This window comes from Rhizobium sp. N621 (assembly GCF_001664325.1).
GTDB lineage: Bacteria > Pseudomonadota > Alphaproteobacteria > Rhizobiales > Rhizobiaceae > Rhizobium > Rhizobium esperanzae.
Genome location: NZ_CP013495.1, coordinates 2,274,573 through 2,301,139, shown reverse-complemented (window position 1 = coordinate 2,301,139; position 26,567 = coordinate 2,274,573). Strand labels below are relative to the sequence as shown.

The 26,567-nt window shown below is 61.9% G+C and carries 24 protein-coding genes, 1 tRNA gene and 2 pseudogenes; 15 read left to right on the top strand and 12 right to left on the bottom strand.

All coding sequences use genetic code 11. The annotated features are described in order from the left end of the window. The 3 genes from AMK00_RS11170 to AMK00_RS11160 all read left to right on the top strand — a co-directional run bounded on the left by AMK00_RS11170 (window position 1) and on the right by AMK00_RS11160 (window position 4,615). Window positions 1-1,857, top strand: a complete 1,857-nt coding sequence (locus AMK00_RS11170) for a CHASE2 domain-containing protein (protein ID WP_064810425.1) — start codon at window positions 1-3, stop codon at window positions 1,855-1,857. A 98-nt stretch (window positions 1,858-1,955) separates the two neighbouring features. Continuing rightward, window positions 1,956-3,911, top strand: coding sequence for a DEAD/DEAH box helicase (locus tag AMK00_RS11165; protein ID WP_064802698.1), 1,956 nt, complete (start codon window positions 1,956-1,958; stop codon window positions 3,909-3,911). A 44-nt stretch (window positions 3,912-3,955) separates the two neighbouring features. After that, window positions 3,956-4,615: a class I SAM-dependent methyltransferase gene (locus tag AMK00_RS11160; protein ID WP_064802697.1), complete on the top strand. Its 660-nt coding sequence runs from the start codon at window positions 3,956-3,958 to the stop codon at window positions 4,613-4,615. 82 nt (window positions 4,616-4,697) lie between these two features. Here AMK00_RS11160 and AMK00_RS11155 read toward each other — a convergent pair whose 3' ends face one another. The 6 genes from AMK00_RS11155 to AMK00_RS11130 all read right to left on the bottom strand — a co-directional run bounded on the left by AMK00_RS11155 (window position 4,698) and on the right by AMK00_RS11130 (window position 10,904). Further along, the gene (locus tag AMK00_RS11155; RefSeq protein ID WP_064806146.1) at window positions 4,698-5,375 is read right to left on the bottom strand and encodes a hypothetical protein; all 678 of its coding nucleotides are present in this window, start codon (window positions 5,373-5,375) and stop codon (window positions 4,698-4,700) included. A 70-nt stretch (window positions 5,376-5,445) separates the two neighbouring features. After that, a complete protein-coding gene (locus tag AMK00_RS11150) occupies window positions 5,446-6,669 on the bottom strand; it encodes a molybdopterin molybdotransferase MoeA (RefSeq protein WP_064810424.1) in 1,224 nt (407 codons plus the stop codon). Then, entirely contained in the window at window positions 6,666-7,163 is a 498-nt protein-coding gene (gene moaC / locus AMK00_RS11145; protein ID WP_064810423.1) for a cyclic pyranopterin monophosphate synthase MoaC, read from the bottom strand. The genes AMK00_RS11150 and moaC overlap by 4 nt, the downstream gene beginning before the upstream one ends. Window position 7,164: 1 nt before the next feature. After that, window positions 7,165-7,977 carry an indole-3-glycerol phosphate synthase TrpC gene (trpC, locus tag AMK00_RS11140; RefSeq protein ID WP_064802694.1) on the bottom strand — a complete coding sequence of 271 codons (813 nt, stop codon included), beginning with the start codon at window positions 7,975-7,977 and terminating at the stop codon, window positions 7,165-7,167. A 9-nt stretch (window positions 7,978-7,986) separates the two neighbouring features. After that, window positions 7,987-9,003 carry an anthranilate phosphoribosyltransferase gene (gene trpD, locus AMK00_RS11135; protein ID WP_064802693.1) on the bottom strand — a complete coding sequence of 339 codons (1,017 nt, stop codon included), beginning with the start codon at window positions 9,001-9,003 and terminating at the stop codon, window positions 7,987-7,989. An 8-nt stretch (window positions 9,004-9,011) separates the two neighbouring features. Next, complete coding sequence (locus tag AMK00_RS11130) at window positions 9,012-10,904, bottom strand: peptidylprolyl isomerase (protein ID WP_064811698.1); 1,893 nt, start codon at window positions 10,902-10,904, stop codon at window positions 9,012-9,014. Window positions 10,905-11,125: 221 nt separating this feature from the next. Here AMK00_RS11130 and AMK00_RS11125 point away from each other — a divergent pair, with 221 nt between their 5' ends. Further along, window positions 11,126-11,407: a hypothetical protein gene (locus AMK00_RS11125; protein WP_064806144.1), complete on the top strand. Its 282-nt coding sequence runs from the start codon at window positions 11,126-11,128 to the stop codon at window positions 11,405-11,407. A 79-nt stretch (window positions 11,408-11,486) separates the two neighbouring features. On the opposite strand, the gene AMK00_RS11120 is transcribed toward AMK00_RS11125, so the two are convergent. Next, window positions 11,487-11,741: a GlsB/YeaQ/YmgE family stress response membrane protein gene (locus tag AMK00_RS11120; RefSeq protein ID WP_064802691.1), complete on the bottom strand. Its 255-nt coding sequence runs from the start codon at window positions 11,739-11,741 to the stop codon at window positions 11,487-11,489. Between the two features lie 551 nt (window positions 11,742-12,292). Here AMK00_RS11120 and AMK00_RS11115 point away from each other — a divergent pair. The 3 genes from AMK00_RS11115 to AMK00_RS11105 all read left to right on the top strand — a co-directional run bounded on the left by AMK00_RS11115 (window position 12,293) and on the right by AMK00_RS11105 (window position 14,771). Then, window positions 12,293-12,451 carry a hypothetical protein gene (locus AMK00_RS11115; protein ID WP_064802689.1) on the top strand — a complete coding sequence of 53 codons (159 nt, stop codon included), beginning with the start codon at window positions 12,293-12,295 and terminating at the stop codon, window positions 12,449-12,451. A 493-nt stretch (window positions 12,452-12,944) separates the two neighbouring features. Continuing rightward, window positions 12,945-13,838 carry a transglutaminase family protein gene (locus tag AMK00_RS11110; protein ID WP_064802687.1) on the top strand — a complete coding sequence of 298 codons (894 nt, stop codon included), beginning with the start codon at window positions 12,945-12,947 and terminating at the stop codon, window positions 13,836-13,838. A 126-nt stretch (window positions 13,839-13,964) separates the two neighbouring features. Continuing rightward, complete coding sequence (locus AMK00_RS11105) at window positions 13,965-14,771, top strand: transglutaminase-like domain-containing protein (RefSeq protein WP_064810422.1); 807 nt, start codon at window positions 13,965-13,967, stop codon at window positions 14,769-14,771. A 38-nt stretch (window positions 14,772-14,809) separates the two neighbouring features. Here the strand turns inward: AMK00_RS11105 and AMK00_RS11100 are convergent. Next, window positions 14,810-15,029, bottom strand: a pseudogene (locus AMK00_RS11100) (alkylphosphonate utilization protein). Window positions 15,030-15,192: 163 nt separating this feature from the next. On the opposite strand from AMK00_RS11100, the gene AMK00_RS33505 reads away from it, so the two are divergent. Further along, window positions 15,193-15,315 carry a hypothetical protein gene (locus AMK00_RS33505; RefSeq protein ID WP_261340622.1) on the top strand — a complete coding sequence of 41 codons (123 nt, stop codon included), beginning with the start codon at window positions 15,193-15,195 and terminating at the stop codon, window positions 15,313-15,315. Window positions 15,316-15,739: 424 nt separating this feature from the next. Here AMK00_RS33505 and AMK00_RS11090 read toward each other — a convergent pair. The 3 genes and pseudogenes from AMK00_RS11090 to AMK00_RS11080 all read right to left on the bottom strand — a co-directional run. After that, window positions 15,740-16,084: pseudogene (locus AMK00_RS11090) on the bottom strand (TetR/AcrR family transcriptional regulator C-terminal domain-containing protein); the annotation flags it as partial. Between the two features lie 109 nt (window positions 16,085-16,193). Then, window positions 16,194-16,283 (bottom strand) — tRNA-Ser (locus AMK00_RS11085). Between the two features lie 362 nt (window positions 16,284-16,645). After that, complete coding sequence (locus AMK00_RS11080; protein WP_237350391.1) at window positions 16,646-17,554, bottom strand: Ig-like domain-containing protein; 909 nt, start codon at window positions 17,552-17,554, stop codon at window positions 16,646-16,648. A 446-nt stretch (window positions 17,555-18,000) separates the two neighbouring features. Between AMK00_RS11080 and AMK00_RS11075 the strand changes: the two genes are divergently transcribed. The 4 genes from AMK00_RS11075 to AMK00_RS11060 all read left to right on the top strand — a co-directional run bounded on the left by AMK00_RS11075 (window position 18,001) and on the right by AMK00_RS11060 (window position 22,294). Beyond that, the gene (locus tag AMK00_RS11075) at window positions 18,001-19,104 is read left to right on the top strand and encodes a septal ring lytic transglycosylase RlpA family protein (protein WP_064810421.1); all 1,104 of its coding nucleotides are present in this window, start codon (window positions 18,001-18,003) and stop codon (window positions 19,102-19,104) included. A gap of 70 nt (window positions 19,105-19,174) precedes the next feature. Beyond that, entirely contained in the window at window positions 19,175-20,368 is a 1,194-nt protein-coding gene (locus tag AMK00_RS11070) for a D-alanyl-D-alanine carboxypeptidase family protein (RefSeq protein ID WP_064811697.1), read from the top strand. A 214-nt stretch (window positions 20,369-20,582) separates the two neighbouring features. Further along, window positions 20,583-21,263, top strand: coding sequence for a dTMP kinase (gene tmk, locus AMK00_RS11065; RefSeq protein ID WP_064802675.1), 681 nt, complete (start codon window positions 20,583-20,585; stop codon window positions 21,261-21,263). Window positions 21,264-21,271: 8 nt separating this feature from the next. Then, the gene (locus tag AMK00_RS11060; protein WP_064810420.1) at window positions 21,272-22,294 is read left to right on the top strand and encodes a DNA polymerase III subunit delta'; all 1,023 of its coding nucleotides are present in this window, start codon (window positions 21,272-21,274) and stop codon (window positions 22,292-22,294) included. A gap of 27 nt (window positions 22,295-22,321) precedes the next feature. Here AMK00_RS11060 and AMK00_RS11055 read toward each other — a convergent pair whose 3' ends face one another. Further along, window positions 22,322-23,110 carry a sulfite exporter TauE/SafE family protein gene (locus AMK00_RS11055; protein ID WP_064810419.1) on the bottom strand — a complete coding sequence of 263 codons (789 nt, stop codon included), beginning with the start codon at window positions 23,108-23,110 and terminating at the stop codon, window positions 22,322-22,324. 232 nt (window positions 23,111-23,342) lie between these two features. Here AMK00_RS11055 and metG point away from each other — a divergent pair, with 232 nt between their 5' ends. The 3 genes from metG to AMK00_RS11040 are packed head-to-tail and all read left to right on the top strand — an operon-like array spanning window position 23,343 to window position 26,502. Next, window positions 23,343-24,893 (top strand): methionine--tRNA ligase, encoded by a 1,551-nt coding sequence (gene metG / locus AMK00_RS11050; RefSeq protein ID WP_064802669.1) that lies wholly within the window; start codon window positions 23,343-23,345, stop codon window positions 24,891-24,893. A 4-nt stretch (window positions 24,894-24,897) separates the two neighbouring features. Continuing rightward, the gene (locus tag AMK00_RS11045) at window positions 24,898-25,680 is read left to right on the top strand and encodes a TatD family hydrolase (protein WP_064806140.1); all 783 of its coding nucleotides are present in this window, start codon (window positions 24,898-24,900) and stop codon (window positions 25,678-25,680) included. Between the two features lie 3 nt (window positions 25,681-25,683). Then, window positions 25,684-26,502, top strand: coding sequence for an MBL fold metallo-hydrolase (locus AMK00_RS11040; protein ID WP_064802667.1), 819 nt, complete (start codon window positions 25,684-25,686; stop codon window positions 26,500-26,502). The last annotated feature ends 65 nt before the right edge of the window (window positions 26,503-26,567 follow it).

Sequence of the window (26,567 nt, the reverse complement as noted above, 5' to 3'; positions counted from 1 at the left end):
ATGAATCATCGCCTGCTGACCGTGATCGCGCTACTGCTCGCCGGTCTTTGGGGCGCGGCGCTCGGCTATCTCAATCTCAATGGCGGGATAGGCCTTCTCGATCGGATGGAGGCCTCGCTCGCCGACATTCGCAGCATCGTCGTCGGAGCGAAGGCGCCGCCTCCCGTCGTCTCGATCGTCGCGATCGACGACCGTACGGCGGCGGCCCACGGCTATCCCCTTGACCGGGCGACACTGGCGCGCCTCATCAATGCGATCAACGCTTTGAAGCCGAAGGCTCTGGCTCTCGACATCCTGCTCGTCGATCCGGGACCGGAGGAGGGCGATGCGGCGGTGACCGCTGCCCTTGGAGCGGGACCGAGCGTGATTGCTGCGGCGGCTACCTTTGCGCAGAGCCGGCAGCGGGTTACCGAGTTGGCGGACGATCCGCTTGCCGCCATCCCTGAGGCAGATCAGCTTCTCTTGCCGCTTCCCCGCTTTGCCGGCGCGGCCGCGGTCGGTGTCGTCAATGTCGCTACCGACCAGACCGGCACGCCGCGTTTCATTCCACTGATTTCGCGCGCCGCAGACCGGCTGGATCCGGCTTTTCCGCTGCGCGCCGCCTCGGTGGCGCTCGGTGTCGATCCCAGCATCGAACGCGATGCGATCATGCTCGGAGCATTGCGCATTCCGACGGATATCGGCCAGCGCCTGCCGGTGACCTTTTATGGCCGGCGCGGCAGCATCGCCACGTCAAGCGCCGCCGACGCGCTTGACGGCAAGTTGGCGGCGGACGCGATCACCGGCCGCATCGTCGTCATCGGCTCGACCGTCACCGGCGGCGGCGACGTCTTCCCGACGCCGTTCGATCCCGTCATGCCGGGCGTCGAGGTGATGTCGACCGCGATTACCCATCTCGTCACCGGCGACGGCATGGTGCGCGACCACAGGATCAGGCTGATCGATGCCGCCATCGCCGTCGGGCTGGCGATCATGCTGGTTTCGCTGACCGCCTGGCGGCGAAGTGCTGCGGGCTATGCCATCATCGTGCTGGCGCTGGTCGTCTGGGCAATGCTCAATCTGGCGGCGTTTGCGCATGGCTATTGGCTGAGTGCCGCCCTGCCGATCGCCGCAGCATTGCCGCCGGCGCTGATCTTCGGCGCAGCCGAGCTCTGGCTCGACCGTGGCCGCGCCCGCCATTTCGCCGAACAAAGCGCGCTGCTGCAGCGTATCGAGGCGCCCGGCCTTGGAGAATGGCTGGCGCGCCATCCGGATTTCCTTGCCGCCCCGGTGCGCCAGAACGCTGCCGTCGTCTTCATCGATCTCTCGGGCTTCACCGGCCTCAGCGAAACCCTCGGGCCGGTTAAGGTGAGCGAGGTGCTGAGCGGTTTCTTCGAAATCATCGATGAGGAGGCGCACGCCCACGGCGGCGCCATCACCAGCTTCATGGGCGACGGGGCGATGATCCTGTTTGGCCTGCCGGAGCCGACCAACGACGATGCCGCCCAGGCCATCGCCTGCGCGGTCAGACTCTGCGAGCGCACCCGCGCCTGGCTTCGAACGCAGGGGAGCTTTGCCGGGAAAAAAATCGGCTTCAAGGTTGGCGCCCATTGCGGGCCGATCGTAGCCTCGCGGCTCGGCACCGGGGACAGGCAGCAGATCACGGCGGCGGGCGATACGGTGAACGTCGGGAGCCGCCTGATGGAGGTCGCCGCCCGCCATGGCGTCGAGCTGGCGCTCAGCGCCGAAATCGTCGGCGCCGCAGGCCCGGACAGCGTGCTCCTCAAATCAGGCCGGATCGAAGGGCCACTGGAAACGGAACTGCGCGGCCGGGCCAGCCACATCGACGCCTGGCTGTGGCGCAGCCGCACGCTTTGACAATCGCTGCGGGAGCGGCTAGGAACGGCGCAAATATCCCGCCGGCTGGCTCCGGCCATGGCGCATTTCGCGCCTGACAGCTCCGAAAGATCGAACTCATGACAGAATTCAACGGCGTCGTTCCGGCGATCGCCAAGGCGTTGCAGAAGCGCGGTTACGCCGAACTTACCCCGGTGCAGCAGGCGATGCTCGATCCGGCGCTTGCCGCTTCGGACGCGCTGGTCTCGGCCCAGACCGGGTCCGGCAAGACTGTCGCCTTCGGCCTGGCGCTGGCGCCGACACTGCTCGAAGGCAGCGAGCGCTTCGGTGCTGCCGGCGCCCCGCTTGCCCTCGTCATCGCCCCGACGCGGGAGCTTGCCCTGCAGGTAAAGCGTGAACTCGAATGGCTCTATGAGATGACCGGCGCGGTGATCGCCAGCTGCGTCGGCGGCATGGACATCCGGAGCGAGCGCCGGTCGCTTGAGCGCGGCGCCCATATCGTCGTCGGCACGCCCGGACGGCTCTGCGACCATATCCGCCGCCACGCACTCGACATGTCGGAGCTGAAGGCCGCGGTGCTCGACGAGGCCGACGAGATGCTCGACCTCGGCTTCCGCGAGGACCTGGAATTCATCCTCGATTCGGCACCGGACGAGCGGCGGACGCTGATGTTTTCGGCGACCGTGCCGGCGGCAATCGCCAAGCTTGCCAAGAGCTATCAGCGCGACGCCGTGCGCATCAGCACCGCGGCCGAGGAAAAACAGCATGTCGATATCGAATATCGCGCGCTTGTCGTCGCCCCGAGCGACCGCGAGAACGCGATCATCAACGTGCTGCGTTATTACGAAGCGACCAATGCCATTGTCTTCTGCTCGACGCGCGCCGCCGTCAATCACCTGACCGCACGCTTCAACAACCGCAATTTCTCCGTGGTGGCGCTGTCCGGTGAGCTGACGCAGAACGAGCGCAGCCACGCGCTGCAGGCGATGCGAGACGGCCGCGCCCGCGTCTGCATCGCAACCGACGTCGCTGCCCGCGGCATCGATCTGCCGGGCCTTGATCTCGTCATCCACGCCGACCTGCCGACCAATCCGGAAACGCTGCTGCATCGCAGCGGCCGCACCGGCCGGGCCGGACGCAAGGGAATCAGCGCCATGATCGTGCCGCTGAGTGCACGGCGCAAGGCCGAGCGTTTGCTGGAGAATGCCGGCATTTCGGCAGCCTGGGCACGGCCGCCGTCGGCCGAGGAGGTGAACGAGCGCGACGACGAGCGGCTGCTCGCCGACCCGATCTTCCACGACGCGCCACAGGAGGAAGAACAGAAGTTGGTGCAGCAGCTTCTCGCGAGCCACGGCGCCGACAAGCTCGCAGCCGCTTTCCTGCGTCTCTACCGCACCAATCATTCAGCGCCGGAAGATCTGATCGAGGTTACCGTTCAGGACGATCGCGGCCGTAAGCGCCGCGACAATGCCGCCCCTTTCGAGCCGGCGCAAAAGGGACCGCGCGAAGATTTCGGCCCCAGCGTTTGGTTCTCCGTCTCGGTCGGGCGCAAACAGAACGCCGAGCCGCGCTGGCTGATCCCGATGCTCTGCCGCAACGGCAACGTGACGAAGCGCGAGATCGGCGCGATCAAGATGCAACCCGAGGAAACCTATGTGGAGATCGCGGCAGCGAGCGCCGAGAGCTTCCTGAATGCGATCGGACCGAACAAGGCGCTCGAACGCGGCATCCGCGTGACGAGGCTTGCCGGCACGCCGGATTTCAGCCGCGCACCGTCGCCGAAACCCTATGCCGGCAAGGCGTCCCGTGACGAACGGCCGGGCGAGGCATTCCGCGACGAGCGGCCGAAGAAAAAGTTCGGCAAGGGTTCGAGCGGCGGTTATGCCGCAGCCGAGAATGGCGGCGGGGAACGGCGCGACGCCAAGCCCTGGAGCAAGAAGACGACCAAGCCCGGCTACGATGGCGCGAAATCCGACAAGCCCAGATATGAAAAGCCGAAATTTGAAGGCGGCAAGCATGAGGGCAAAGGCGGCGCTGGGCCGAAAGGCAAATTCTCGAAGAAGAAGTCCGGCTGATTTTGATCGCCGCGTGACTTCTTGACCGACAGGATCAGACGACGATGAAACGCTCCGGAACGCCGCGTCCCGATCCGGCCGCCTTCATCACGGCCAATCTGCCGATCTCACCGGTCCCCTCAATCCCCGAGATCCTGCTCCACACCGCCGGGCCTGCGAGCGGGCTCTGGCGGCTTGCCGGCCGTCGAGAAGCCGACGCGCCGCCTTACTGGGCCTATCCCTGGGCCGGCGGCGTGGTGCTTGCCCGCCATCTGCTCGACCGGCCGGAAATCGTTGCCGGCCGACGCGTCCTCGATCTCGGCGCCGGCTCCGGACTGGTCGCCATCGCAGCAGCGAAGGCCGGAGCAGCAATGGTAACAGCGGTCGATGTTGATGCCAATGCGATTGCAGCGATCGGTCTCAACGCGGCGATCAACGGGGCCACTATTGCGGTCATCGCCGCCGATATCATCGAGGCGTCCCCGCCGGAGACGGATGTTCTCGTGGTCGGCGACCTGTTCTACGATCCCGTTCTTGCCGTGCGGGTAACGGCCTTTTTGCGGCGTTGCCAGGCAAGCGGCATCGAGGTGCTGATCGGCGATCCGGAGCGGGCCTATCTGCCGCTGGGCGATCTCAGCCGCGTCGCTACCCACGCGGTTGCCGATTTCGGCGCAAGTACCGAGGGCAAAGCGGTGCAGGCGGGCGTCTTTTCGCTCCGGCAATAGCCGGAAGCGAATTAACAGCTAACTTGTCTGCCGCCGTACCCTCTATCCGACCGACTGCTTGGCCCGTGTAGACGAGGTGCCTTTATTTCCTGTCATCAACGCAGATTCCGGCTGATTCACAGGAGTCAGGAGAAATGCCGAAAGTTGATGGAAGGGTCACGTCAAAACATCTGTTGTCGGCCGAGTCGTCCACATCGATCAACGCGAACCAATTCTTTGTATTTCTGGTGGGAAAATAGTCTCCTGTCGGATAGTAGAACTTCGAATAACATTGGAGCGGCAGTATTTCTTTGGGGAGCGCGCCAGCTTTTACCAAACTCTGCATATCATTTTGTTGAGCCGACATCGCCTTTTCGATAAAGTCAGCGACAATAGGCTGGAGTTCCGGGTAGTTCGCGATGCAATCGCTTACGGTCCGGTCCTCGTTACCTTTATGTGCAGAGAAGATGTGGCCGATGGTGCCGGCCACCGGCTTGTATGCCACAGGCTTGCTTCCATCCAGGATCGTATAGCCTTTCAACACGCCGAGCTTTTTAATCAGCGACCGATACCGCCTGAGATGCTCGTCCATATGGTCCGAGCAAAGAACAAGGGTTTTTGGCGTCATCTCGTCTTTGCGATCAGGCATGCTCCACTCAATCGCCCAAGGGGCACCGGGATCGGGAGACGGCTCCAGCGCGGGGCTTCCTTGTGCCGCCGCAAAGGCGGACGAACAGGCTGAGAGAAGGAGGACAGCCAATATCGTGCACCTGGGTAACATAAGCATCACCTACAAATGTGGCTCCCGCTGCCCTCATCAGCCTGGCAGGAGGGGAAAGGATTGGCCAGCCTCAGGTCAGGAGATCCGGCCGCAGCAGCATGACCGGGCAGGGCGCTCCGGCCGGCAGCTCCGGGGCATGCGGCGGGCGGATAATGAGGCAGTCGGCTTGCGCAAACACCTTCATCATCGAGGAATCCTGCTTGCCGAAGGGTTCGGCCAGCCAGTTTCTGGTCGTGGATTTCGCAAGCCTCGCCCTGATATAGTCCTGCCGGTGATCATTGGCGCGCAACGTGACGGCCGCCTCGACTACTGTCTCGCGTTGCACTGGGGGCAGGGAGGCGAGCTTGCGGATCAGGGGCTCGAGGAACAGCAGCGAACAGACGAGGCTCGAGACCGGATTGCCGGGCAGGCCGAGCACATGGGTTTGGCCGAAGCTGCCGACCATCAGCGGTTTGCCAGGGCGCATGGCGATGCGCCAGAAATCGAGCTGCATGCCGGCCTCGATCAAGGTGGCCTGCACCAGATCATGGTCGCCGACGGACGCGCCGCCGAGCGTCACGATGACGTCGGCCTTCGCATCCCGTGCCTTGTCGACCGCCGCGATGATTTTCGTCTTGTCGTCCGGCACGATGCCGAGATCAATGACATCGGCGCCGGCTCTGCGGGCAAGGGCTGCGATACCGAATGTATTGGAGGCGATGATCTGCGAAGGGCCGGGTTGGCTTCCGGGCGGCAGCAACTCGTCGCCGGTTGCGAGGATGGCAATCAGCGGGCGCTTGAGAACCTCGATATCGGGCCGGTTCATGCCGGCGGCGACCGTCAGCCGGGAGAAATCGAGCACGGTGCCGGCAGGCAGCACCGCTTCGCCTTCGGCGAAATCTTGGCCGCGGGGTCGCACATGCTGGCTCTGCCGCACCGGGAACCTGGTTCTGATGCCGCCATCGATCTTTTCCGCATCCTCCTGCAGCAGGACGCTGTCGGCGCCTGGCGGAACAGGCGCGCCGGTGAAGATACGCACGGCCTCTCCCTGGCCGACGCTTCCTTCGAAGCCGTGGCCGGCGGATGACGTGCCGATGACCTTCAACACGGCGCCCGGCTCCGGCGCGTCTTCCCTGCGCAATGCGTAGCCGTCCATGGCCGAGGCATTGAAGGGCGGCTGGGTCAGGCGCGCCGTGAGATCAACCGCCAGAACGCGGCCTTCAGCCTCGGCAAGCGGCAGCGTGTCGGACGCCGCGACGGGCTTTGCGCGGGAGAGCAGGCGGTCCAAGGCGTCGGCGACCGGCAGAAGGTTCATCTTGCCTCCGGATGACGGAAGTCGCCTGACTTGCCGCCGGACTTTTCGAGCAGCCTAATGGCGCTAATCTCCATCGCCTTATCGGCGGCCTTGGCCATGTCATAGATCGTCAGGCAGGCGACCGAGACGGCGGTCAGCGCCTCCATCTCGACACCGGTCTTGCCGGTCAGCTTGGCGGTGGCGGTGACGCGCAGGCCGGGCAGGGCGGCATCTTCCTCGATTTCGACCGTGACCTTGGTCAGCATCAGCGGATGGCAGAGCGGGATGAGATCGGCGGTGCGCTTTGCCGCCATGATGCCGGCCAAGCGCGCCGTGCCGATGACATCGCCCTTCTTGGCATTGCCCTGACGGATGAGCGCAAGGGTCTCCGGCGCCATCTTCACATGACCCTCGGCGGTGGCAATGCGCACCGTCTCGGCCTTGTCGGAGACATCGACCATATGCGCCTCGCCGGAGGCATCGATATGGGTGAGGCCGGGCTTTGCGCCGCTCATGTCATTCGGCCGCGATGGCGGCTTCGCCAAAGAGCAGCGTGCGGGTGGCGGCGGCCACGTCGTCCTTGCGCATCAGACTCTCGCCGACAAGGAAGGTATTGATGTCGACGGCCTGCAGGCGCTGGCAATCGGCATGGGTGAAGATGCCGCTTTCGCCGACGAGGAGCCGGCCCGCCGGAACCATAGAGGCAAGTGTCTCGCTGACCGTCAGGCTGACCTCGAAGGTCCGAAGGTTGCGGTTGTTGATGCCGATAAGCGGCGAGGAGAGTTTCAGCGCCCGCTCCATTTCCGGCGCGTCGTGAACCTCGACCAGCACATCCATGCCGAGCGAAAAAGCTTCGTCCTGCAGACGCTCCGCATCGTCATCGCTCAGCGACGCCATGATCAGCAGAACGCAATCGGCACCCCAGGCGCGCGCCTCGTGGACCTGATAGGTCTCGAACATGAAATCCTTGCGCAGGGCGGGCAGGGCGCAGACGGCCCGCGCCGCCGTCAGAAATTCCGGCGCGCCCTGAAAACTCGGCGTGTCGGTCAGCACGGAAAGGCATGCCGCGCCACCGGCTTCATAGGCTTTTGCCAGCGCCGGCGGATCGAAATCCGGACGGATCAGCCCCTTGGACGGGCTTGCCTTTTTGATCTCGGCGATCAGACCGAAATGGCCGGCCTCCAGCTTGGAAACGAGCGCCTTGTAAAAGCCGCGCGGGGCGGACTGTCCGGCCTGCATCGCCTTCAAATCGGCTAGCGATACCGTCGCCTTGGCGGCGGCGATTTCCTCGCGCTTATAGCGTTCGATCTTCTTCAGGATATCGGTCATCGGCCAATCCTAATCGATATCGTTGGAAACGGCGACGAGTTTGTCGAGGGCGAGGGCCGTGGCGCCACTATCCAGCGAGTGAGCGGCAAGCGCCATGCCGTCGCGGATCGTCTCCGCCTTGCCCGCGATGACGAGCGAAGCGGCGGCATTGGCAAGTGAAACGTCGCGATAGGCATTCCTGGCGCCGCCGAGCACTTCGCGAAGTGCTGCGGCATTGGCGACGCCGTCACCGCCCTTGATATCGGCAAGCATGCAGGGGCTGACGCCGAAATCGGCGGGCGACAGCTCGAAAGTACGGATCTTGCCGTCTTCGAGCGCCGCCACCTTGGTGATGCCGGTCGTGGTGATTTCGTCGAGGCCATCGCCATGGACGACCCAGACGCATTCGGAGCCGAGATCGCGCATGACTTCGGCAAGCGGCACCAGCCATTGCGGCGAGAAGACGCCGAGCAACTGGCGACGGACGCCGGCCGGATTGGAGAGCGGCCCGAGCAGGTTGAAGATGGTGCGCGTGCCGAGTTCGACCCGGGAGGGGCCGACATGGCGCATGGCGGAATGATGCAGCTGCGCGAACATGAAGCCAACCCCGGCTTCGGCGATGCAGCGCGTGATGACCTCGGGACCGACATCGATATTGACGCCGAGAGCCGCCAGATTGTCCGCAGCACCCGATTTCGAGCTCAGCGCCCGGTTGCCGTGTTTGGCGACGGGAACACCGGCGCCGGCGACGATCAGCGCTGCCAGCGTCGAAATATTATAGGTGCCGCTGGCGTCGCCGCCGGTGCCGACGATGTCGATCGCATCGGCCGGCGCCTCGACGGTCAGCATTTTCGACCGCATGGTGGTGACGGCGCCGACGATCTCGTCGACGGTTTCGCCGCGCACGCGCAGCGCCATCAGGAAGCCACCGATCTGCGAGGGCGTTGCCTGGCCCGACATCAGGATGTCGAAGGCATCGCGGGCCTCGTCACGCGTCAGCGGCTCGCGGCTTGCGGCCTTGGCCAGGAACGGCTTCAGATCGGTCATAAAACCTCCTAGCGGGTCGTTGCCTGTTCGGCGAGCGTCTGGTTGATCGAAGCCCCATACTGCGTCTGCAGCAGGTTGACCATCTGGTCGAGGATATCATCGCCGGCGGCATTGGCCATGGCGGTGAGCTGGGCGTCGCGGTTGTTCAGCACGTCGCCGGTCGACTGGCTGTTGACCTCGGTGACCTTCATCAGGATCTGCGTCGAGGGATCGGCACCGACCGCGCTCGCAACCGTATCGACCGGGCCGGAGAAGGCGGCCTTAACGGCGGCGCGTCCGAGAACCGGATCATCGGTGGAGCGGGTGATACCGCTCTTGCTTTCGACGGCAATGCCGAGCGGCGCTGCAATGTCCGCAAGGGCAGTGCCCTTTTGCGCCTCAGCCTTCAATTCCTCGGCCTTCTTGGCGAGTTCGGCCTTCTGCTGCTCTGCTGTCCAGTCCTCGACGGCTTTCTCGCGCACCTCCGCGATCGGGCGGTCCCGGTCCGGCGTGATTTCGCGGACGTTGAACCAGACATAGCCGTCATTGCCGATCGGAAGCGGCGAGGCATCGACGCCGACCTCGGTCTTGAAGGCTTCGCCGAGCAGCTGCTGCTTGGCGGGAAGATCCTTGACCTCTTTGCCGTCCTTGTCGGCGCCAGTCGCATCGACGGCGTCGACGGTCACCGCCTTGAGCTTCAGCTGACCGGCGATATCCTCGAGCGTGGAGCCGCCGGCGCGCATATCCTCGATACGGTCATGAACGTTGATCACTTCCTGAGAGGCGTTGGAAAGCGCCAGCTGCTTGCGGATGTCTTCCTTCACCTCGTCGAAATTCTTGACCGTTTCCGGCTTGATGTTGGTGATGCGCAGGATGACCGGGCCGAACGAGCCGTCGACGACAGGCGTCGTGCCGCCATCCTTCGACACCGCAAAGGCGGCATCGGCGACGGCCTGGTCGGGAACCTTGTCCTTGGTGAACTCGCCGAGCAGCACGTCGCTTGCCGTCTTGCCTTGGTCGGTGACCAGCTGGTCGAAGCTGGTGCCGCCCTTCAGCGCCGTTTCGGCGGCGGTGGCGAGATCCTTGCTGGTGAAGGTCAGCTGTTCGATCGTCCGGCTTTCCGGCGTGCGATAACTATCCTTGCCCTTTTCGAAAGCTTCGCGGATCTGGTCGTCGGTAACGGTCGCGGCATCGGCGATATCGGCCGGCTGCAGCTTGAGATAGATGAGCTTGCGGTATTCCGGTGCGCGGTAGCGCTGCTTGACGCCTTCGAACCAGCTCGCCAGCACGTCGTCGGCGGGGGCCTTGATCGGCTCGATATTGGCGTTGGTCAGCAAGAGGTAGTCGATGCTGCGGCTTTCATCGCCATAGAGCTTCAGTGCATCGATCAGCGTCTTCGGCGCGGTAAAGCCGTTGGAAACGGCATCGACGATCTGGCTGCGAACGGCGACCTTGCTGCGCTCCTTGATGTAATCGTCCTGGCGGATGCCGGCATTGCGCAGGCGCGAAACGAACAGCTCGCGATCGAACTGGCCATTGACAGCCTTGAAAGCCGGATCGTCGCCAATGAGCTGGGCGAGACGATCCTCGGACAGTCCGAGGTTCATATCTTCGGCGAGCTGGTCGAGTGAGGCGCCGGCAACAAGCTGCGACAGCACCTGCTGCTCGACTCCGAAGGCGCGGGCCTGCTCGGGCGTGAGGCGCATGCCGAACTGCTGGCCGACACTTGCCACCTGACGCTGATAGGCAAGGTGGAATTCGTTGACCCCCACCTTCTGATCACCGACGGTCACGACCGTGGTGCTGCTGCCGCCCGATATCAGCTCACGCGATATGCCCCAGATGCCGAAGGAGGCCACCAGGAGAAGCAGGAGCAGCTTGGCAACCCAGGTCTGAGCAGCTCTTCTCAGAAGATGGAACATGGAAACGCAAACCTCGCAGTATTTATTGACCCGCGCACGGGCAGACATTCGACGTTCCTTAAAACAAAGCCGACAGGAAATGAAGGGTTTGTCACGCGAAAAGCTGCGCATGGCCGCGAGGGCGACGCAAGGCGTTGATGGTGAACAAAAGATCGGCTCGCGGCGGAACCTTTCAGGCCGCCATTTCGTTGAAGCGGCATCCCATGAAACAGGAGCAGACCATGGCAGAAATGAAAACCGCTTCCGCCGAATCCACCGCTGCGCGCGTCAAAGCGGATATTGCAGCAGACGATCTGTCGGCGCAGGTTACAGCACTCCGTGAAGATCTCTCCAGATTGACGGACAGTGTGCGGGCGCTGGGGCAGGGGGCAAAGTCGGTGGTTACGGACGAAGCTTCGCTGATGACGGAACGGCTGCGCGACAAGGTTCGCGAAGAACCGTTCATGGCGCTCGCGGTAACGGCAGGCATAGCCTATCTTTTCGGCCTGCTGAGCCGCCGCTGAACATGGAATTCTGGACAGAAAAAGCCGGACGCAAGGCGCGCCCGGCTTCTAGTCATGTCAGCCAGTTATGCCTGGACAATCAGCGGCGGATGGCGCGGCCGATGAAGATCAGAATGCAGGCACCGATGAAGCCTGTGATCAGGTAACCAAGCCACCCCGCCAACGGCTGGATGTGCAACAGACCCAAAATCCAGTTGGCGACGATAGCGCCGACGATGCCGAGCAATATGTTCATGAGCACGCCCATATTGCTGCTCATGACCTTTTCTGCCAGCCATCCGGCGATGCCGCCGATGATGATGGCCGCAATCCAACCCACGCCTGCGTTTTCCATGGTGATCCCTCCTGGTGAAACGACTCGCAAGAATGCACGAAACCAAAGAAAGTTCCACTCCTGGAGGAACTTAAGCCCTCACGGATGCAGCAGGGTGACCGGCGTCTCGAGCAAGTAAGCGATGAGCTGGAACAGCAGGCCGGCAATGGCAAGAATTGCGAAGCCGAAAGGCATGATTAGGCTTTTGCTAAACATTCTCTCCTCTCCCATTTGAAGTAAAGCATAAGCCGAAGCGCGTGTTACGCAAGGTTATTACTAATAATTGGTTAAGCGCGATATTTAAGTAAAATGATAAATTTCAGAGGTGCAGTCGCGAAAATCCCGGAGATATGAGGATTAAATACACGCATGACTGGCATCCACCTCACTACCCGCCAACAATTCTACAATTCGGAGCGTTTTAATTGGAGTAATTCGTTTCTTGACGAACAGGGAGCGGCCGGATGCACCAATTCGGCGCAGGTGCTGAATTATGTTCGGCCGCCGGCGGATTGATTTTGGCTCGGACTGCATCATTTTTCCGCGGGTTCGTTCAATCAGGGAAAACCTCGATGCCAAAAGCTGCAATCGCCATCGCCTGCTGCCTCTGCCTGCTTACGCTCTCCGGCTGCGGCAATACCGCATACGGGCTGAAGAAGGATGGACAGGAGGCGAGCCACGCAATGGATAATGCGACCCATCGGGTGCTTTCGGCCGGCGCCAAGAAGTAATGGCGACTGCCGGCGACACGCGGCAAATCCTGCATGAAAAAAAGCCCGCCTGGGGTGAGGCGGGCTTAGCACAACAGAGAGAATGGACGGACGAAAACCGTCCCGACTGATACAGCATTTCCTTAAAGGCGCCGCCGTACGTCATTCGACGTAACCGCGACCGAAAGGTTCCGGCAGCGGCGTCAGAATCGGGTCAGAAGTTGCCCCAATTCTGAGCGCGGGCACGGGCGCGAATAATCCGGTATTCGCGACCGCCATAGAGCGAACCGATGGTCAGCAGAAGCGTCAGTACGTCCCAGATGATATGCATGTTATCCTCTTAGGTTGGACGGCTCTGCCGTCGATCGGTGAAGGTACAATAGCAATCTTTCGAACCTGCTTATATGACAAGAAATCGGGATGAGCCGGGAAAGGGGCAGGGCGCTTGCGGCGTCTGATAAGACGCGCGGCGCTGTAGGAGCAGCAACGTGAACAAATCAGCCGGCGCCAACCCATGACGATTTTCTCCGTCCGACACATTACCTCCTATCGTTACCGCCGAGATGTCGATTTCGGCGAGCATCGCCTGATGTTCCGACCGCGCGACAGTTTCGACCAGCGGCTGATCGAGGCGTCGCTGACGACCTATCCGGAGCAAAGCCATGTGCGCTGGATTCACGATGTTTTCGGCAATTGCGTGGCGCTGGTCGATTTTTCCCGGCCGTCGGCGGAGCTTCGTTTCGAAACCTGGATCACGCTCGATCACACACCTCAACTCGCTCCCGATATCCGCATCGACGAGGCGGCGCTGTCCTATCCCTTCTCTTACGACAAGGACGAAGTCGCCGATCTCGCGCCGGCGATGCAGCGCCACTATCCCGATCCAGGCGATGAGGTCGGCCGCTGGGCGCGGCGGTTCGTGCGTGTGGGCCACCCGACTGAGACCGGGCACCTGCTGATGACGATGTGTTATGCCATTCGCGAAAGCTTCGTTTATGCGCGGCGCCAGGAACACGGGACGCAGTTGCCGATCGAAACCTTGCAGCTTCGCTCCGGCACCTGCCGGGATTTCGCACTTCTGATGATGGAGGCGGCCCGCACGCTCGGTCTGGCCGCCCGGTTCGTCAGCGGTTATGTCTATGTCCCCGACCGGGACGGCTCCACCGTGCTCGGCGGCGGCTCAACACATGCCTGGTGCCAGGTCTATCTTCCCGGTGCGGGCTGGGCTGAGTTCGATCCGACCAACGGCATCGTCGGCAATCGCGATCTCATCCGCGTGGCCGTTGCCCGCGACCCGCGCCAGGCAATTCCCCTGAGCGGCAGCTATGACGGCGATGGCTCGGATTTCGACAGCATGACGGTGCAGGTCAACGTGACCACGCGGCAGCCATGGATCAAAGAGGGGTAGCGGTCGATTGCCAGCCGGGGATGCCGGATCGGCGCCGAACGACAGCCACGGTCGGCGGAACCGGGCAGCCCGACCGACGTTCCATACTCACCTCCACCCATGCTGGGAGAGGGCGAGGAAACCGCAATGAAGATACGCGCCGGATTTCATCTTGGCTATGAATGCATCCAGCCGACGCCGATGCTGCTGGTCCTCAACATTCACCCCTCGCGTCGCGCCGATCTTCTAAGCGAGCAGGTCCTGACATTCGATCGGCCGATCGAAGCCTGGGAATATACCGACAGTTTCAACAACGCCTGCAGCCGGATCGTCGCTCCGCCGGGGCTGACGACGATTTCAACCAGCTTCGAGATCTACGATACGGGACAAGCCGACGTCGTGCCCACCGAGGCCGTGCAGCACGCGATCAAGGACTTGCCTGACGAGGTGCTCGTCTTCCTGCTCGGCAGCCGTTACTGCGACACCGACAGGCTCTCGGATTTTGCCTGGGAAACCTTTTCATCGACGCCGCTCGGCTGGGCGCGTGTGCAGGCGATCTGCGATTTTGTGCATAACCACATCACCTTCGACTATCAGAAGGCCGACGTTCTCCGGACCGCTCATGGCGGATTTACCGACAAGAGCGGCGTCTGCCGCGATTTCGCTCATCTCGCTATGGCGCTTTGCCGATGCATGAATATTCCCGCCAGATATTGTACCGGCTACCTTGGCGACATCGGCGTCCCAGCCGATCCCAATCCGATGGATTTCAGCGCCTGGTTCGAGGTCTTTCTCGGCGGCCACTGGCACACGGTCGATGCCCGCCACAACACCCCGCGTATCGGCAGAATTCTGATGGCGACAGGCCGAGATGCCACAGACGTCGCGATGTCGACGGCTTTCGGCCCGGCGAAGCTTTCCCGCTTCGAAGTGATCACCGAGGAAGTGCCGTAAGTTGCAGCCAGGGGCCCACGGGCCGCAGCAGGTAGATCCTACGCCTTCTTCAGGAACTCCGTTTTCAGCACGAGGCCTTTGACCTGCTTGGTGCTGCACTCGATTTCGCCGGGATTGTCGGTCAGACGAATGCCTTTGACCAAGGTCCCACGCTTCAGCGTCTCCGAGGTGCCCTTGACCTTGAGGTCTTTGATCAACGTCACGGAATCGCCGTCGTGAAGCTGAGCTCCTGTCCTTTACAATAATGTCTTCGGCCATGATGTCCTCGCTTGATGATCCGAGAGGGGAAATCACGACAACAGGGGAGAGTCAATCACCAGCCCGTCCCGTCCGATTCTCGTTCTCCTGCCCCCGATCCGCGGCTGAACAGACCTCACGAACACAGCTGCGCAGCTAGCGATGCGCGGGATCGGGAAGTCGGATGTCGCCGTGGCAGGCCCCCGAGGCCATTCACTCAGGGATGCAGATCACCTTTGCCGTCGCCGCCATGGCGATCGCCGCGGCACTCGCCATTGCGGCCGTGACTTGCCGCCGCGGCCGCTGAAGCAGAGCGCCGTCGAGACTGAGACCAAGGTCCGATCCGCCCCGGACTTCATGCCGATACCAAACCCTCGGTCGCTGCAATAGGTTTTCGCGGTGGAACGAACTTGCGGAGTTTAGCGGTGACCAAAATCTTCGTTGTGGGGATGATCCTGACGCCGGTTATTTTCTGGGGTTCCATCGGTGCGCTGATATACTCGATGTTGTCGTGAACGGATGTTGCACTTTCGTTCGCGGCCCAGAAGCGGACTTGAGGAGCGCGTTGAACCTGGCTGGTGCCCATCCTCAAAGACATTCCCAGGCATACGCTGGTAGATCTGTGGCTTCTTGTGCAGAATCAGGCGGCTCGGACGCCCCGGGTACAGATCGTGAAAGACCAGCTGGTCAGTACCCTGACCGAGTTTTCTGTTCGGGAGCTGAGCCCTTGTTCATCGGCTCGGAACAAGCCCGTCAAGCAGCAAGCCCAGACCTTTCCTGAAAACGCCGTCCCAGTCATTGTCCAACAGCAGACGAGCACGCTCGATCGTCGGGTATTCTGCGCTGAGATGAGCAAGGCGCTGCTGCCCGGCGAACATGTCTTCGTCCGAAAGGTCGAAGTTCGCACGAGTGATGGTCGCGCCCATCACATAGTTCCAGAGGGACCATATCGCGCCGTTCAAATCCGCCTCCTCGACACCGGCTCTGGATAAGACGCTGCCCAGCAACTCCAGACGACCGAGGACGTTCGGGCCGAGCGCCCGGCGCGGCAGCAGCGATGCCGACCAGGGATGGCGCGGCCGCAGAAAACGGCGGCTCCGCCGTTTTCACCCGCCGCCCGCATTCGGCATAACACCGCTTATCGCGACGGCTGAACTGTCGGCTGGTTGGGCGAGAAATTGCAAGTGGCGGAAGAGGTGGGATTCGAACCCACGGTACGGTTTCCCGCACGCCGGTTTTCAAGACCGGTTCCTTAAACCACTCGGACACTCTTCCAAGTATTTGGGAAGCCTGAAGAAATTCCGTTTCGGTCTTTCCGGTGGATCGGTGGTTTCTGCCGATTTGCTGCCCATTCACTCACAGGCCGGCTTTTTAGCAGCTTTGATGGCAGCGTCAACTTGTTCTGCAGAGAAGCGGCTTTGACAGCCGCTTCAGTTTGTTGACAAAGTCTCCTCCGTCATGCTCGGCCTTGTGCCGAGCATCTGAGCACCGCAATTGCTTGACAGGAAAACGTTTATCTTCAGATGCTTAGTTGATGTGCGCAGATCCTCGGCACGAGGCCGAGGATGACGTCGCGGGTTTGCAATGGTTTGTCGGCAGCCTGGAGCGGCTATGACAGCCGCTTCTCTCTGCCGCCGTCAGACCAGGACGGTGAAGTTGTCGAACGCGAGCTGCGGAAAGCCGGTTGGCTCGACGTCGGGCTGAATATCGAAGCGGACAAAATCGACCGCTCCCAGGGCTGCCAACGAAATGTGCTGGCCGTCGGCAATGGTGTCACCATAGACCGTCAGCGACATCTCACTCACCTTGTTGCCACCGATATAACCCTCGAAGGTTACGAGGGCATCGACACCTTCATAGGCGGGGTCGAAATTGGTTGCGACATCGACGCCCTCTATCGTGAAGAGCTTGCCGTCAACGCGTTCGAAAAACGGATTGTAGGGATTGGTGACGACGTACTCGTTGCCGGCGGATTCGGCGACCGCCCAAAGGTTGCCATCGAGTTTGTCGCCAAATTTGAATCCTGCATAGCCCGAGGCGATGTCAGGCAGCCCGGGATATTCCGTGGGAGCATTCTCGAAATCGATGGAATACTGTCCTTGCGGAGGAGTGTGGACTCCGATGTTGAGACTGCCGACATCCGTGCCGCCTTTTCCATCCGAGATCTTGAATGAAAAATTCTCGCCGAAGATCCCGCCGGGCTCAAGCGCGCTCGGATCATTGACCGTGTAACTATAGCTGCCGTTGCTCCAAATCGTCAGCGTTCCGTGCTCACCCTCGATGGTAAGATATCCCGGCTCGCCCGCCTTATTAGGAATTCTCATCCCGTTGACGAACTGAACCTGAAGCAGATCGCCGTCGGAATCCGAGGCGTTGTCGAGAAGGTTTCCTTCGATGGCCTCCGCTGGTGCGTAGTCGTGGACCGACACGTCAGGCACTATTGGTTTGTGATTTGCCATGGCTCGTCTCCTAAAGATGAGCGTGGAAAGGACGCCGGGCTGCGACCCGAACGCTGCAAATAAACTTTCTACTCCACTTTGAGTCAAGCAACAAACTACACGCGCTAGGGGAGTGACGGCCGATGCCATTTGCCGTGAAGGACACGTAAACAAGAGAGCAAAAGCCGATCTACTACCTTGGGACAAAGGCTCCAGTTGCAGCCCGCGTCCGGAGAACAGCTGCTGCTGTCGTCGGTGTCTCGATCCGGTACTTCTCGGCCTCAGAAATCCAGCCAACGTTTACCATGTGCCCCGCATCGGCACGCCGATTTCGGCTCTCATTGCAACAGCGAGAGGGCAGGGCAACGGGCCTTGCGTTAGCGGTTTATAAACCATAATCATTAGAATTGTCGCTATCGCTGCGAAATCGTTCGTAAATTTGCCACGAACTCAGCAAGATTAAAGTCTCGTTAGGCGGGCGGGGATAAGGCGTTGTTGACCCAGGATGGGGCAGGGTTCCTTAACCATAACGATCTTTAAGCGGCGTGGGGCACATGAAACTGGAATACGGGGCGTCTTTCGCAACGGCAGGGCGGTGGCTGGCGATATCGGCGATGTGTGCGACGGTTGCAGCGTGCGGCACCACACAGGCCGTGCCCAAAAAGAGATCTCACGGCAAGGAATATTTCTCTGAATCCGAATATGGCGTGAAAGCCAGCCCGCGGGTCGCCACCGGCAACAACATCCCGAAGGGCGGCGGCCGCTACATGGTCGGCAATCCTTATGTGGTTAAGGGTAAATGGTATTATCCGAAGGAAGACTTCTCCTATAACAAGGTCGGCATCGCTTCCTGGTATGGTTCGGCCTTTCACGGGCGGCTGACGGCCAATGGCGAAGTCTACGACCAGATGCATCTTTCCGCCGCGCATCCGACCTTCCCGCTGCCGAGCTATGCGCGTGTCACCAACGTCGAGAACGGCTCGTCGATCATTGTGCGCGTCAACGATCGCGGTCCCTATCACGAAGGCCGCATCATCGACCTTTCCAACAAGACCGCCGACATGCTGGATCTGCAGCATAGCGGCACAGGCAAGGTGCGTGTGCAATATGTCGGCCGCGCCCGCATGGACGGCCATGACATGCCCTATCTGATGGCCTCTTACGTGCCGAAGGGCAGCCGCATCCCCGGCGTCAATCCGGAAGGGCAGATCGCTACCGGCGTGATGGTCGCTTCCAACAGCCGCAAGATCACCCGTGACCAGCTGCAGAGTGCCGAAGACTACGAGACGCAGCCGGCGAATGTGCCGGTACCGATGTCGGCGACCTCCTATGCGGGTTCGACGCCGAGCGCACGCTACAACGCGGCGCCCGCCCTTGCGCCGGCCGGCCATGTTCTGGTGGCTCCCTCGGCTTCTGCCTCCAGTGCCGCGCCGGCCTTCGATCAGATGGTCGTGCTGCCGGAGATCGGTCCCATGCCTTATGAGCGGCCCTATGGCGGTTCGCAGGGCTCCCTCGCGCTCGGCTACCAGAACGAGGCGGTGAAGACGGTAACGGTCGATCTCGCTTTCGACGCGGTGATGGTGCGCAATGACGGGCTGACGCAGGCTTCCATCCTTGCCTCGGCCAAGCGCCAGCAGGCAAAATCGGCAGCGCGTTGAGCATGGCGATTGCATCGAATTTCGCCGCGCTCTAACCTTCTCAAAACGCCGTTGACCGATGGGAATTGCGATGCTGAGGCCTGTGCTTCGTCTGCTTGCATGCCTGATGCCGCTCGCCGCCGGCGCACACGCCGCCGACGGGGGGGCAGCCGGTTTCGCCACCAAGGCGGCGCAGGCCTATATGATCGAGGCCTCCACCGGCACGGTGCTTCTTGCCAAGAATGAGGATCAGAGCTTTTCGCCGGCTTCGCTCGCCAAGCTGATGACGATGGATCTGGTCTTCGAGGCAGTGACCAAGAGCCAGATCACGCTCGATACCGAATATCCCGTTTCCGAATATGCCTGGCGCACCGGCGGCGCGCCGTCGAGGACGGCAACGATGTTCGCCGCCCTCAAATCGCGCGTGCGCGTCGAGGATCTGATCAAGGGCGTCGCGATCCAGGGCGCCAATGACAGCTGCATCATCCTCGCCGAGGGGATGGCCGGTAGCGAGCAGCAATTCGCGCAGTCGATGACCCGCCGCGCCCGCGAACTCGGCATGGAGAAAGCGGTGTTCGGCAATTCCACCGGCCTTCCGGACGGCAAGAGCAAAGTGACGGCACGCGAGATGGTGACGCTTGCCACCACTCTCCAGCAATCCTATCCCAATCTCTATCCCTATTTCGCGCAGCTGGATTTCGAATGGAACAAGATCTTCCAGCGCAACCGCAATCCGCTGCTCGGGCTCGATCTCGGCGCCGACGGGCTTGCGACCGGTTTTGCCGAGGGAGAAGGTTATTCGATCGTCGCGTCGGTCCAGCGCGACGGCCGGCGGCTGTTTCTGGCGCTTGCGGGCATCGCTTCAGACAAGGAGCGGACGGAGGAGGCCAAGCGCGTGCTCGAATGGGGGCTGACTGCCTTCGAGAGCCGTCAGATCTTCACCGAGCATGAAGTGATCGGCGCAGCCAGCGTCTATGGTGGCTCGGCGCGCACCGTCGATCTGGTCGCCAAGGCGCCGGTCAGTGTCTATATTCCGATCAGCAACCCCGACCGGCTTTCGGCGCGCATCGTCTATCACTGGCCGCTGACGGCGCCGGTGAAGCCGGATTATCAGGCCGGCACGCTCAGGATTTTCGCCGGCAGCCGGCTGCTCAGGGAAGTGCCGCTCTATACCGCGCAGGCGGTCGGGGAAGGCTCGCTCAGCAGCCGGGCGGTCGACGCAGTGCTGGAACTCGGCGAATCGCTGTTCTTCTCCTGGCTCTGGGACAAGTCCGCCCCCGGCTGAACGCCGGGATGAGGCTCTTGCGCACAGCGCTTCTTTTCCCGCGTGCTGTTGCCGCACAGTCATGCTCCAGACTTGAATGCCTGACCTTCTGATACAATTTGCGGGGAAGGTGATTATGTCGCCGCCGCGAAAGGTTTTCCTTCCCGATGTCTTCGGATAGATAGAAGAGGCGGGGCGCGCGGGCGTGCGGCGTCCGGAATGCGGGAAGTTGTCATTGTCATCCGGTACGGGACTATTCGTTACGTTTGAAGGCGGGGAAGGCGCTGGGAAATCCACGCAGATCCGTCGCCTCGCCGAGGCGTTGAAAGGCGAAGGGCATGACGTGCTGGTGACGCGGGAACCGGGCGGGTCGCCGGGCGCGGAAGCCGTGCGCCATGTGCTCCTGTCAGGCGCTGCCGAGGCCTTCGGCACGCGGATGGAGGCGATCCTCTTTGCGGCCGCGCGCAACGATCACGTCGAAGAGGTGATCCGGCCGGCCCTGACATCAGGCAAGATCGTGCTCTGCGACCGCTTCATGGATTCCTCGCGTGTCTACCAGGGCATCACCGGCAATCTCGAGCCCGATTTCATTGAGATGCTGCAGCGGGTCGCCATCAACGGCGTCATGCCGGATTGCACCTTGATACTGGATATTCCCGCAAAGGTCGGCCTGGAGCGGGCGCAGAAGCGCAGCGCTTCGGAAGGTCCCGATCGCTTCGAAAAGGAGCGGCTCGAAACGCACGAAAAACGGCGCGAAGCCTTTCTCGATATCGCCGCCCGCGAGCCGGAGCGCTGCCACGTGGTCGACGCCATGCGGACGGAAGAGGCGATCGCCGCCGAAATTCTGGCGATCGTCAAGCGGCTGATGTCGCCCGCAGACCGGGCTCGGATGCCGGAAGCCGCCCATTATGAGTGAAGTCCATTATGAGTGAAGATCGGCCGGGACTGCTGGACGGCGCCATCTGGCCCGCCGAAAATACCAGGCTGTTTGGCCATGAGGAGGCGGAATCCTTCCTTGCCCAGTCCTACCGATCCGGCAAGGGCCATCACGCCATTCTGATTGAAGGGCCGGAGGGCATCGGCAAGGCGACGCTCGCCTTCCGCTTCGCCAACCACGTGCTCTCGCATCCCGATCCCAACGCGGCGCCAGAGAAGATCGGTGATCCGGATCCCGCCTCGGCGGTCAGCCGGCAGATCGCCTCCGGCGCCTCGCACAATCTCCTGCATCTCGCCCGGCCGGTGGACGAAAAGACGGGCAAGGTGAAATCGGCGATCACCGTCGACGAGGTTCGCCGTGCCGGCAAGTTCTTCTCGCAGACCTCAGGCACCGGCAACTGGCGAATCGTCATTATCGACCCTGCCGACGACATGAACCGCAATGCCGCCAATGCCATTCTGAAGATCCTCGAGGAGCCGCCGAAGCGGGCGCTGTTCCTGGTGCTGTCGCATGCGCCGGGGCGGTTGCTGCCGACGATCCGCTCGCGCTGCCTGCCGCTGAAACTGGCGCCGCTTGCCGATGAGGCACTCGTTGCGGCCCTTGCCCATCTCGGCATAGCAGGCGAGGGCAGCGTGCTTTCGGCGGCCAAGGGCAGCGTCGGCGAAGCCTTGAAGCTCTTGAACTATGGCGGCAGCGAAATCATCGCCGGTTATGACGAGGTGCTTTCCGCCGAGGGGCCAACCGCCCGCAAGGCGATGCACCGGCTGGCCGAGGCGCTCTCGGGCAAGGAAAGCGATACGATTTTCGATTTCTTCGTCAGTCACGTCGGCGACGACATCATGAGCCGCGCTCGCGCGGCGGCAGGCGAGGGGCAGATCGCCACGGCCGAACGGCTGGCGCGGCTCTACTCGGAGATTATCGAGCGGCTTACCGTTTCCGACGCCTATAATCTCGACCGCAAGCAGACGATCATCAGTATTCTCGCCGACATCAAGCAGCCCAGACTCTAGCCAAAGTTTCAGCCAAGGTTGGGCGGATCAGCCGGCCAGCAGCTTCCATGCGACGAGCGCAAGGGTGATGGCCAGGACAATGCGAATGATGCGTTCATGCAGCTTCGGCGCCAGAAGGCTTCCCAGAATGATGCCGGGAATCGAGCCGACGAGCAAGGCAAAGAGCATCGCCCAATCGATCTCGCCGATCAGCCAATAGCCGGTGCCGCCGATCAGGGTCAGGGGTACGGCGTGGACGATGTCGGAGCCGACGATTTCGCGCACATCGAGCCTCGGATAGAGCACGAGCAGGATCGTCACCCCCAGCGCACCGGCGCCAACAGAGGTCAAGGTGACAAGCACGCCGAGACAGAATCCGAGAATGACGGTGAGGGCAAGGATGGTTGTCGGCCGCGGCGGGTTGCGTTCGCCGATGGCGCGGCGCGCCAATTGAAGGATTGGGCCGCGAAAGATCAGCATGATCGCGGTCATGACGAGAAGCCAACCGAGGGCTGATGTAATGGTGTTGGTCACGCCGATGCTCTTGCGATCGACGCCTGCCAACAGCCAGAGCATCAGCAAGGCGGCCGGGACGCTGCCTGCGGCGAGACCGCCGACGATCTTCCAGTTGATGCGCCCATGCACGCCGTGAACAGCGGTGCCCGCCGTCTTGGTGATCGCCGCATAGAGAAGATCGGTGCCGACGGCAGTTGCCGGATGGACGCCGAAGAGCAGCACCAGCAGGGGTGTCATCAGCGAACCGCCGCCAACGCCGGTAATGCCGACAAGGGCGCCTACAAGCAGTCCCGAAATTGAATAGAGAGGCTCGAATGTCAAGCAAGCGCCTCCAACGGCGCCCGGCCACGGGGATTGTGGTAGGTGAAAACTGGCACTTCGTTCGGTCCCGCCTCTCTTTCTGACGACCGGTAAATTGCGTGCGAGACGGAGTCAAGCTCACGACCCCATGTCCTGGAAATCATGGACAGCGGCGAAACTTGATGTTTCGCTTGACGGTGACATGCGCTAAGAGCGGCTGACCATTGATAGAATAAGCCGGACATTGGCCGCCATGACAGACAAGACACCCTTCTACATCACCACCGCGATTTCCTATCCGAACGGCAAGCCGCATATCGGCCACGCCTATGAGCTGATCGCGACGGATGCGATGGCGCGCTACCAGCGCCTGGACGGCAGGGATGTCTTCTTCCTGACGGGCACCGACGAACACGGCCAGAAGATGCAGCAGACGGCGCGCGCCGAAGGAATCTCCGCGCAGGCGCTTGCCGACCGCAACTCCGGCGAATTCCAGGCGATGGCGAAGCTGCTCAACGCCTCCAACGATGACTTCATCCGCACCACGCAGGAGCGTCATCACGAGACGTCGCGGAATATCTGGAAACTGATGGCCGACAATGGCGACATCTACAAGGACAGCTATGCCGGCTGGTATTCGGTGCGCGACGAGGCCTATTATCAGGAAAATGAGACGGAGCTGCGCGCCGACGGCGTCCGTTACGGCCCGCAGGGCACGCCCGTCGAGTGGGTGGAAGAGGCAAGCTATTTCTTCAAGCTCTCCGAATACCAGGACAGGCTGCTTGCCCATTACGAGGCCAATCCCGATTTCATCGGTCCGGCCGAACGCCGCAACGAGGTGATCTCCTTCGTCAAGTCGGGCCTCAAGGACCTGTCGGTGTCGCGCACGACCTTCGACTGGGGCATCAAGGTGCCGAACGACCCGTCGCATGTCATGTATGTCTGGGTGGACGCGCTGACCAACTACATCACGGCGACGGGCTATATCGAGGACAAGAATGGTCCGAGGGCGAAGTACTGGCCGGCGGATGTGCACATCATCGGCAAGGACATCATCCGCTTCCACGCGGTCTATTGGCCGGCCTTCCTGATGTCGGCGAAGCTGCCGCTGCCGAAGCGGGTCTTTGCCCACGGCTTCCTGCTCAACAAGGGCGAGAAGATGTCGAAGTCGCTCGGCAACGTCGTCGATCCCGTCAATCTGGTGAATCATTTCGGTCTCGATCAGGTGCGCTACTTCTTCCTGCGCGAAGTTTCCTTCGGCCAGGACGGCAGCTATAGCGAAGAGGCGATCGGCACACGCATCAACTCCGACCTCGCCAACGGCATCGGCAATCTCGCCAGCAGGTCGCTGTCGATGATCGTCAAGAATTGCGACGGCAAGATCCCGGAATGCGGGCCGCTGACCGACGAGGACAAGGCGATGCTGGCCCAGGCCGACGCGCTGCATGCATCGACGCGCGAGGACATGGGCAAGCAGCTCATCCATCGCGCTCTCGCCTCGATCATTTCAGTCGTTTCGGAGGCCGATCGCTATTTCGCCGGCCAGGCGCCCTGGGCGCTGAAGAAGACGGATCCGGCGCGGATGGGCACGGTGCTGTACGTCACGGCCGAGGTGGTGCGCCAGATCGCCATCCTGTTGCAGCCCTTCATGCCGGAATCATCCGGCAAGTTGCTCGATCTCGTGGCCGCGCCTGCCGACAAGCGCGATTTTGCCGCGCTTGGCGAGGCTGGCCGTCTTGTTACCGGGACGGCGCTCGAAGCGCCGGCGCCGGTCTTCCCGCGCTATGTGGCTCCGGAGGCCTGAGGCCGTGCTGATCGATACCCATTGCCATCTCGATTTTGCCGACTTCGAGGCGGAGCGCGACGAGATCGTCACGCGCGCCCACCAAGCCGGCGTCAAACAGATGGTGACGATCTCGACGCGCGTGCGTAAGCTCGACGGGCTGCTCGCCATCACGGAGAAATATCCGTCGGTGTTCTGCTCCGTCGGCACTCATCCGAACAATGCCGGCGACGAGCTGGACATTCAGACCGAAGAGCTGGTGCGCCTGGCGAACGCGCATGAGAAAGTGGTGGCGATCGGCGAAGCCGGCCTCGATTATTTCTACGACACGCAGACACCTGAGGACCAGCAGACCGGCTTTCGCCGCCATATTGCCGCGGCTCGAGAAACGCAGCTTCCGCTCGTCATCCACAGCCGCAGCGCCGATGCCGATATGGCTGACATCCTGACCGAGGAAACGGGGAAGGGGGCCTTCCCTTTCATCCTGCATTGCTTCTCGGCAGGACCGGATCTGGCGCGGACCGGTGTCGAACTCGGCGGCTACATCTCTTTCTCGGGCATTCTGACCTTCCCGAAATCGGAAGAGCTGCGTGAGATCGCCAAGACCATCCCGCATGAACGGCTGCTGGTGGAAACGGACGCGCCCTATCTGGCGCCGAAGCGCTGGCGCGGCAAGCGCAATGAGCCGTCCTATGTCGTCAACACGGCCGAAGTGCTCGCCGAGACGATCGGTCTTTCCTATGCGGACGTCGCACGGATCACGACGGAGAACGCGTTGCGCCTGTTCTCGAAAATGCCAAGGATTTAGCAGGTGCTCTATCGGCGGCGCTTCACCATTCTCGGCTGTTCGTCGTCACCGGGCGTGCCGCGTATCACCGGCGACTGGGGCGCCTGCAATCCCGACAACCCAAAGAACCGGCGCACGCGCGCCTCGTTCATGGTGCAGCAATTCGCTCCTGATGGCGGTGTGACGACTGTCGTCATCGACACCGGGCCTGATTTTCGCGAGCAGATGATCAGGGCAGGGGCCGACCATGTCGATGCGGTGCTCTACAGCCATCCGCATGCCGACCATATTCATGGCATCGACGATCTGCGCGGCTATTTTCACAATACGCGCCGGCGCGTGCCGATCTACGCCGACCAATTTACGATGGACAGACTGCGTGAAGCCTTCGGCTATTGCCTGGAGACGCCGCCGGGCAGCAATTATCCGCCGATCGTGCTGCCTGTCGTCATTGAAAATCTTGACGAACCCGTCGAGATCCGCGGCCCCGGCGGCAAGATCGGCTTTTTCCCCCATATCCAGCAGCATGGTGATATCAATTCGCTCGGCTTCCGCATCGGTGATGTAGCCTATTGCAGCGATATCAGCGATTTCCCGCCCCAGACCGTCGAGAAACTGCAAAATCTCGACGTGCTAATCATCGACGCCCTGCAGTACACCTATCACCCAAGCCATCTGTCGCTGGAACAGTCGCTCGACTGGATCGGCAGGCTGAAGCCGAAACGGGCGATTCTCACCCACATGCATACGCCGCTGGATTACGACGCAGTGATGGCGCAGACGCCGGACCACGTGGTGCCGGCGTTTGATCAGATGAGCTTCGAGACGGAGTTTCGCGCCTAGCCCGGCGCTGCAGCGTGCTTTTACATCCAAAAAGACGCGCGGCGCAGAAGGATCGGGGACTGAGC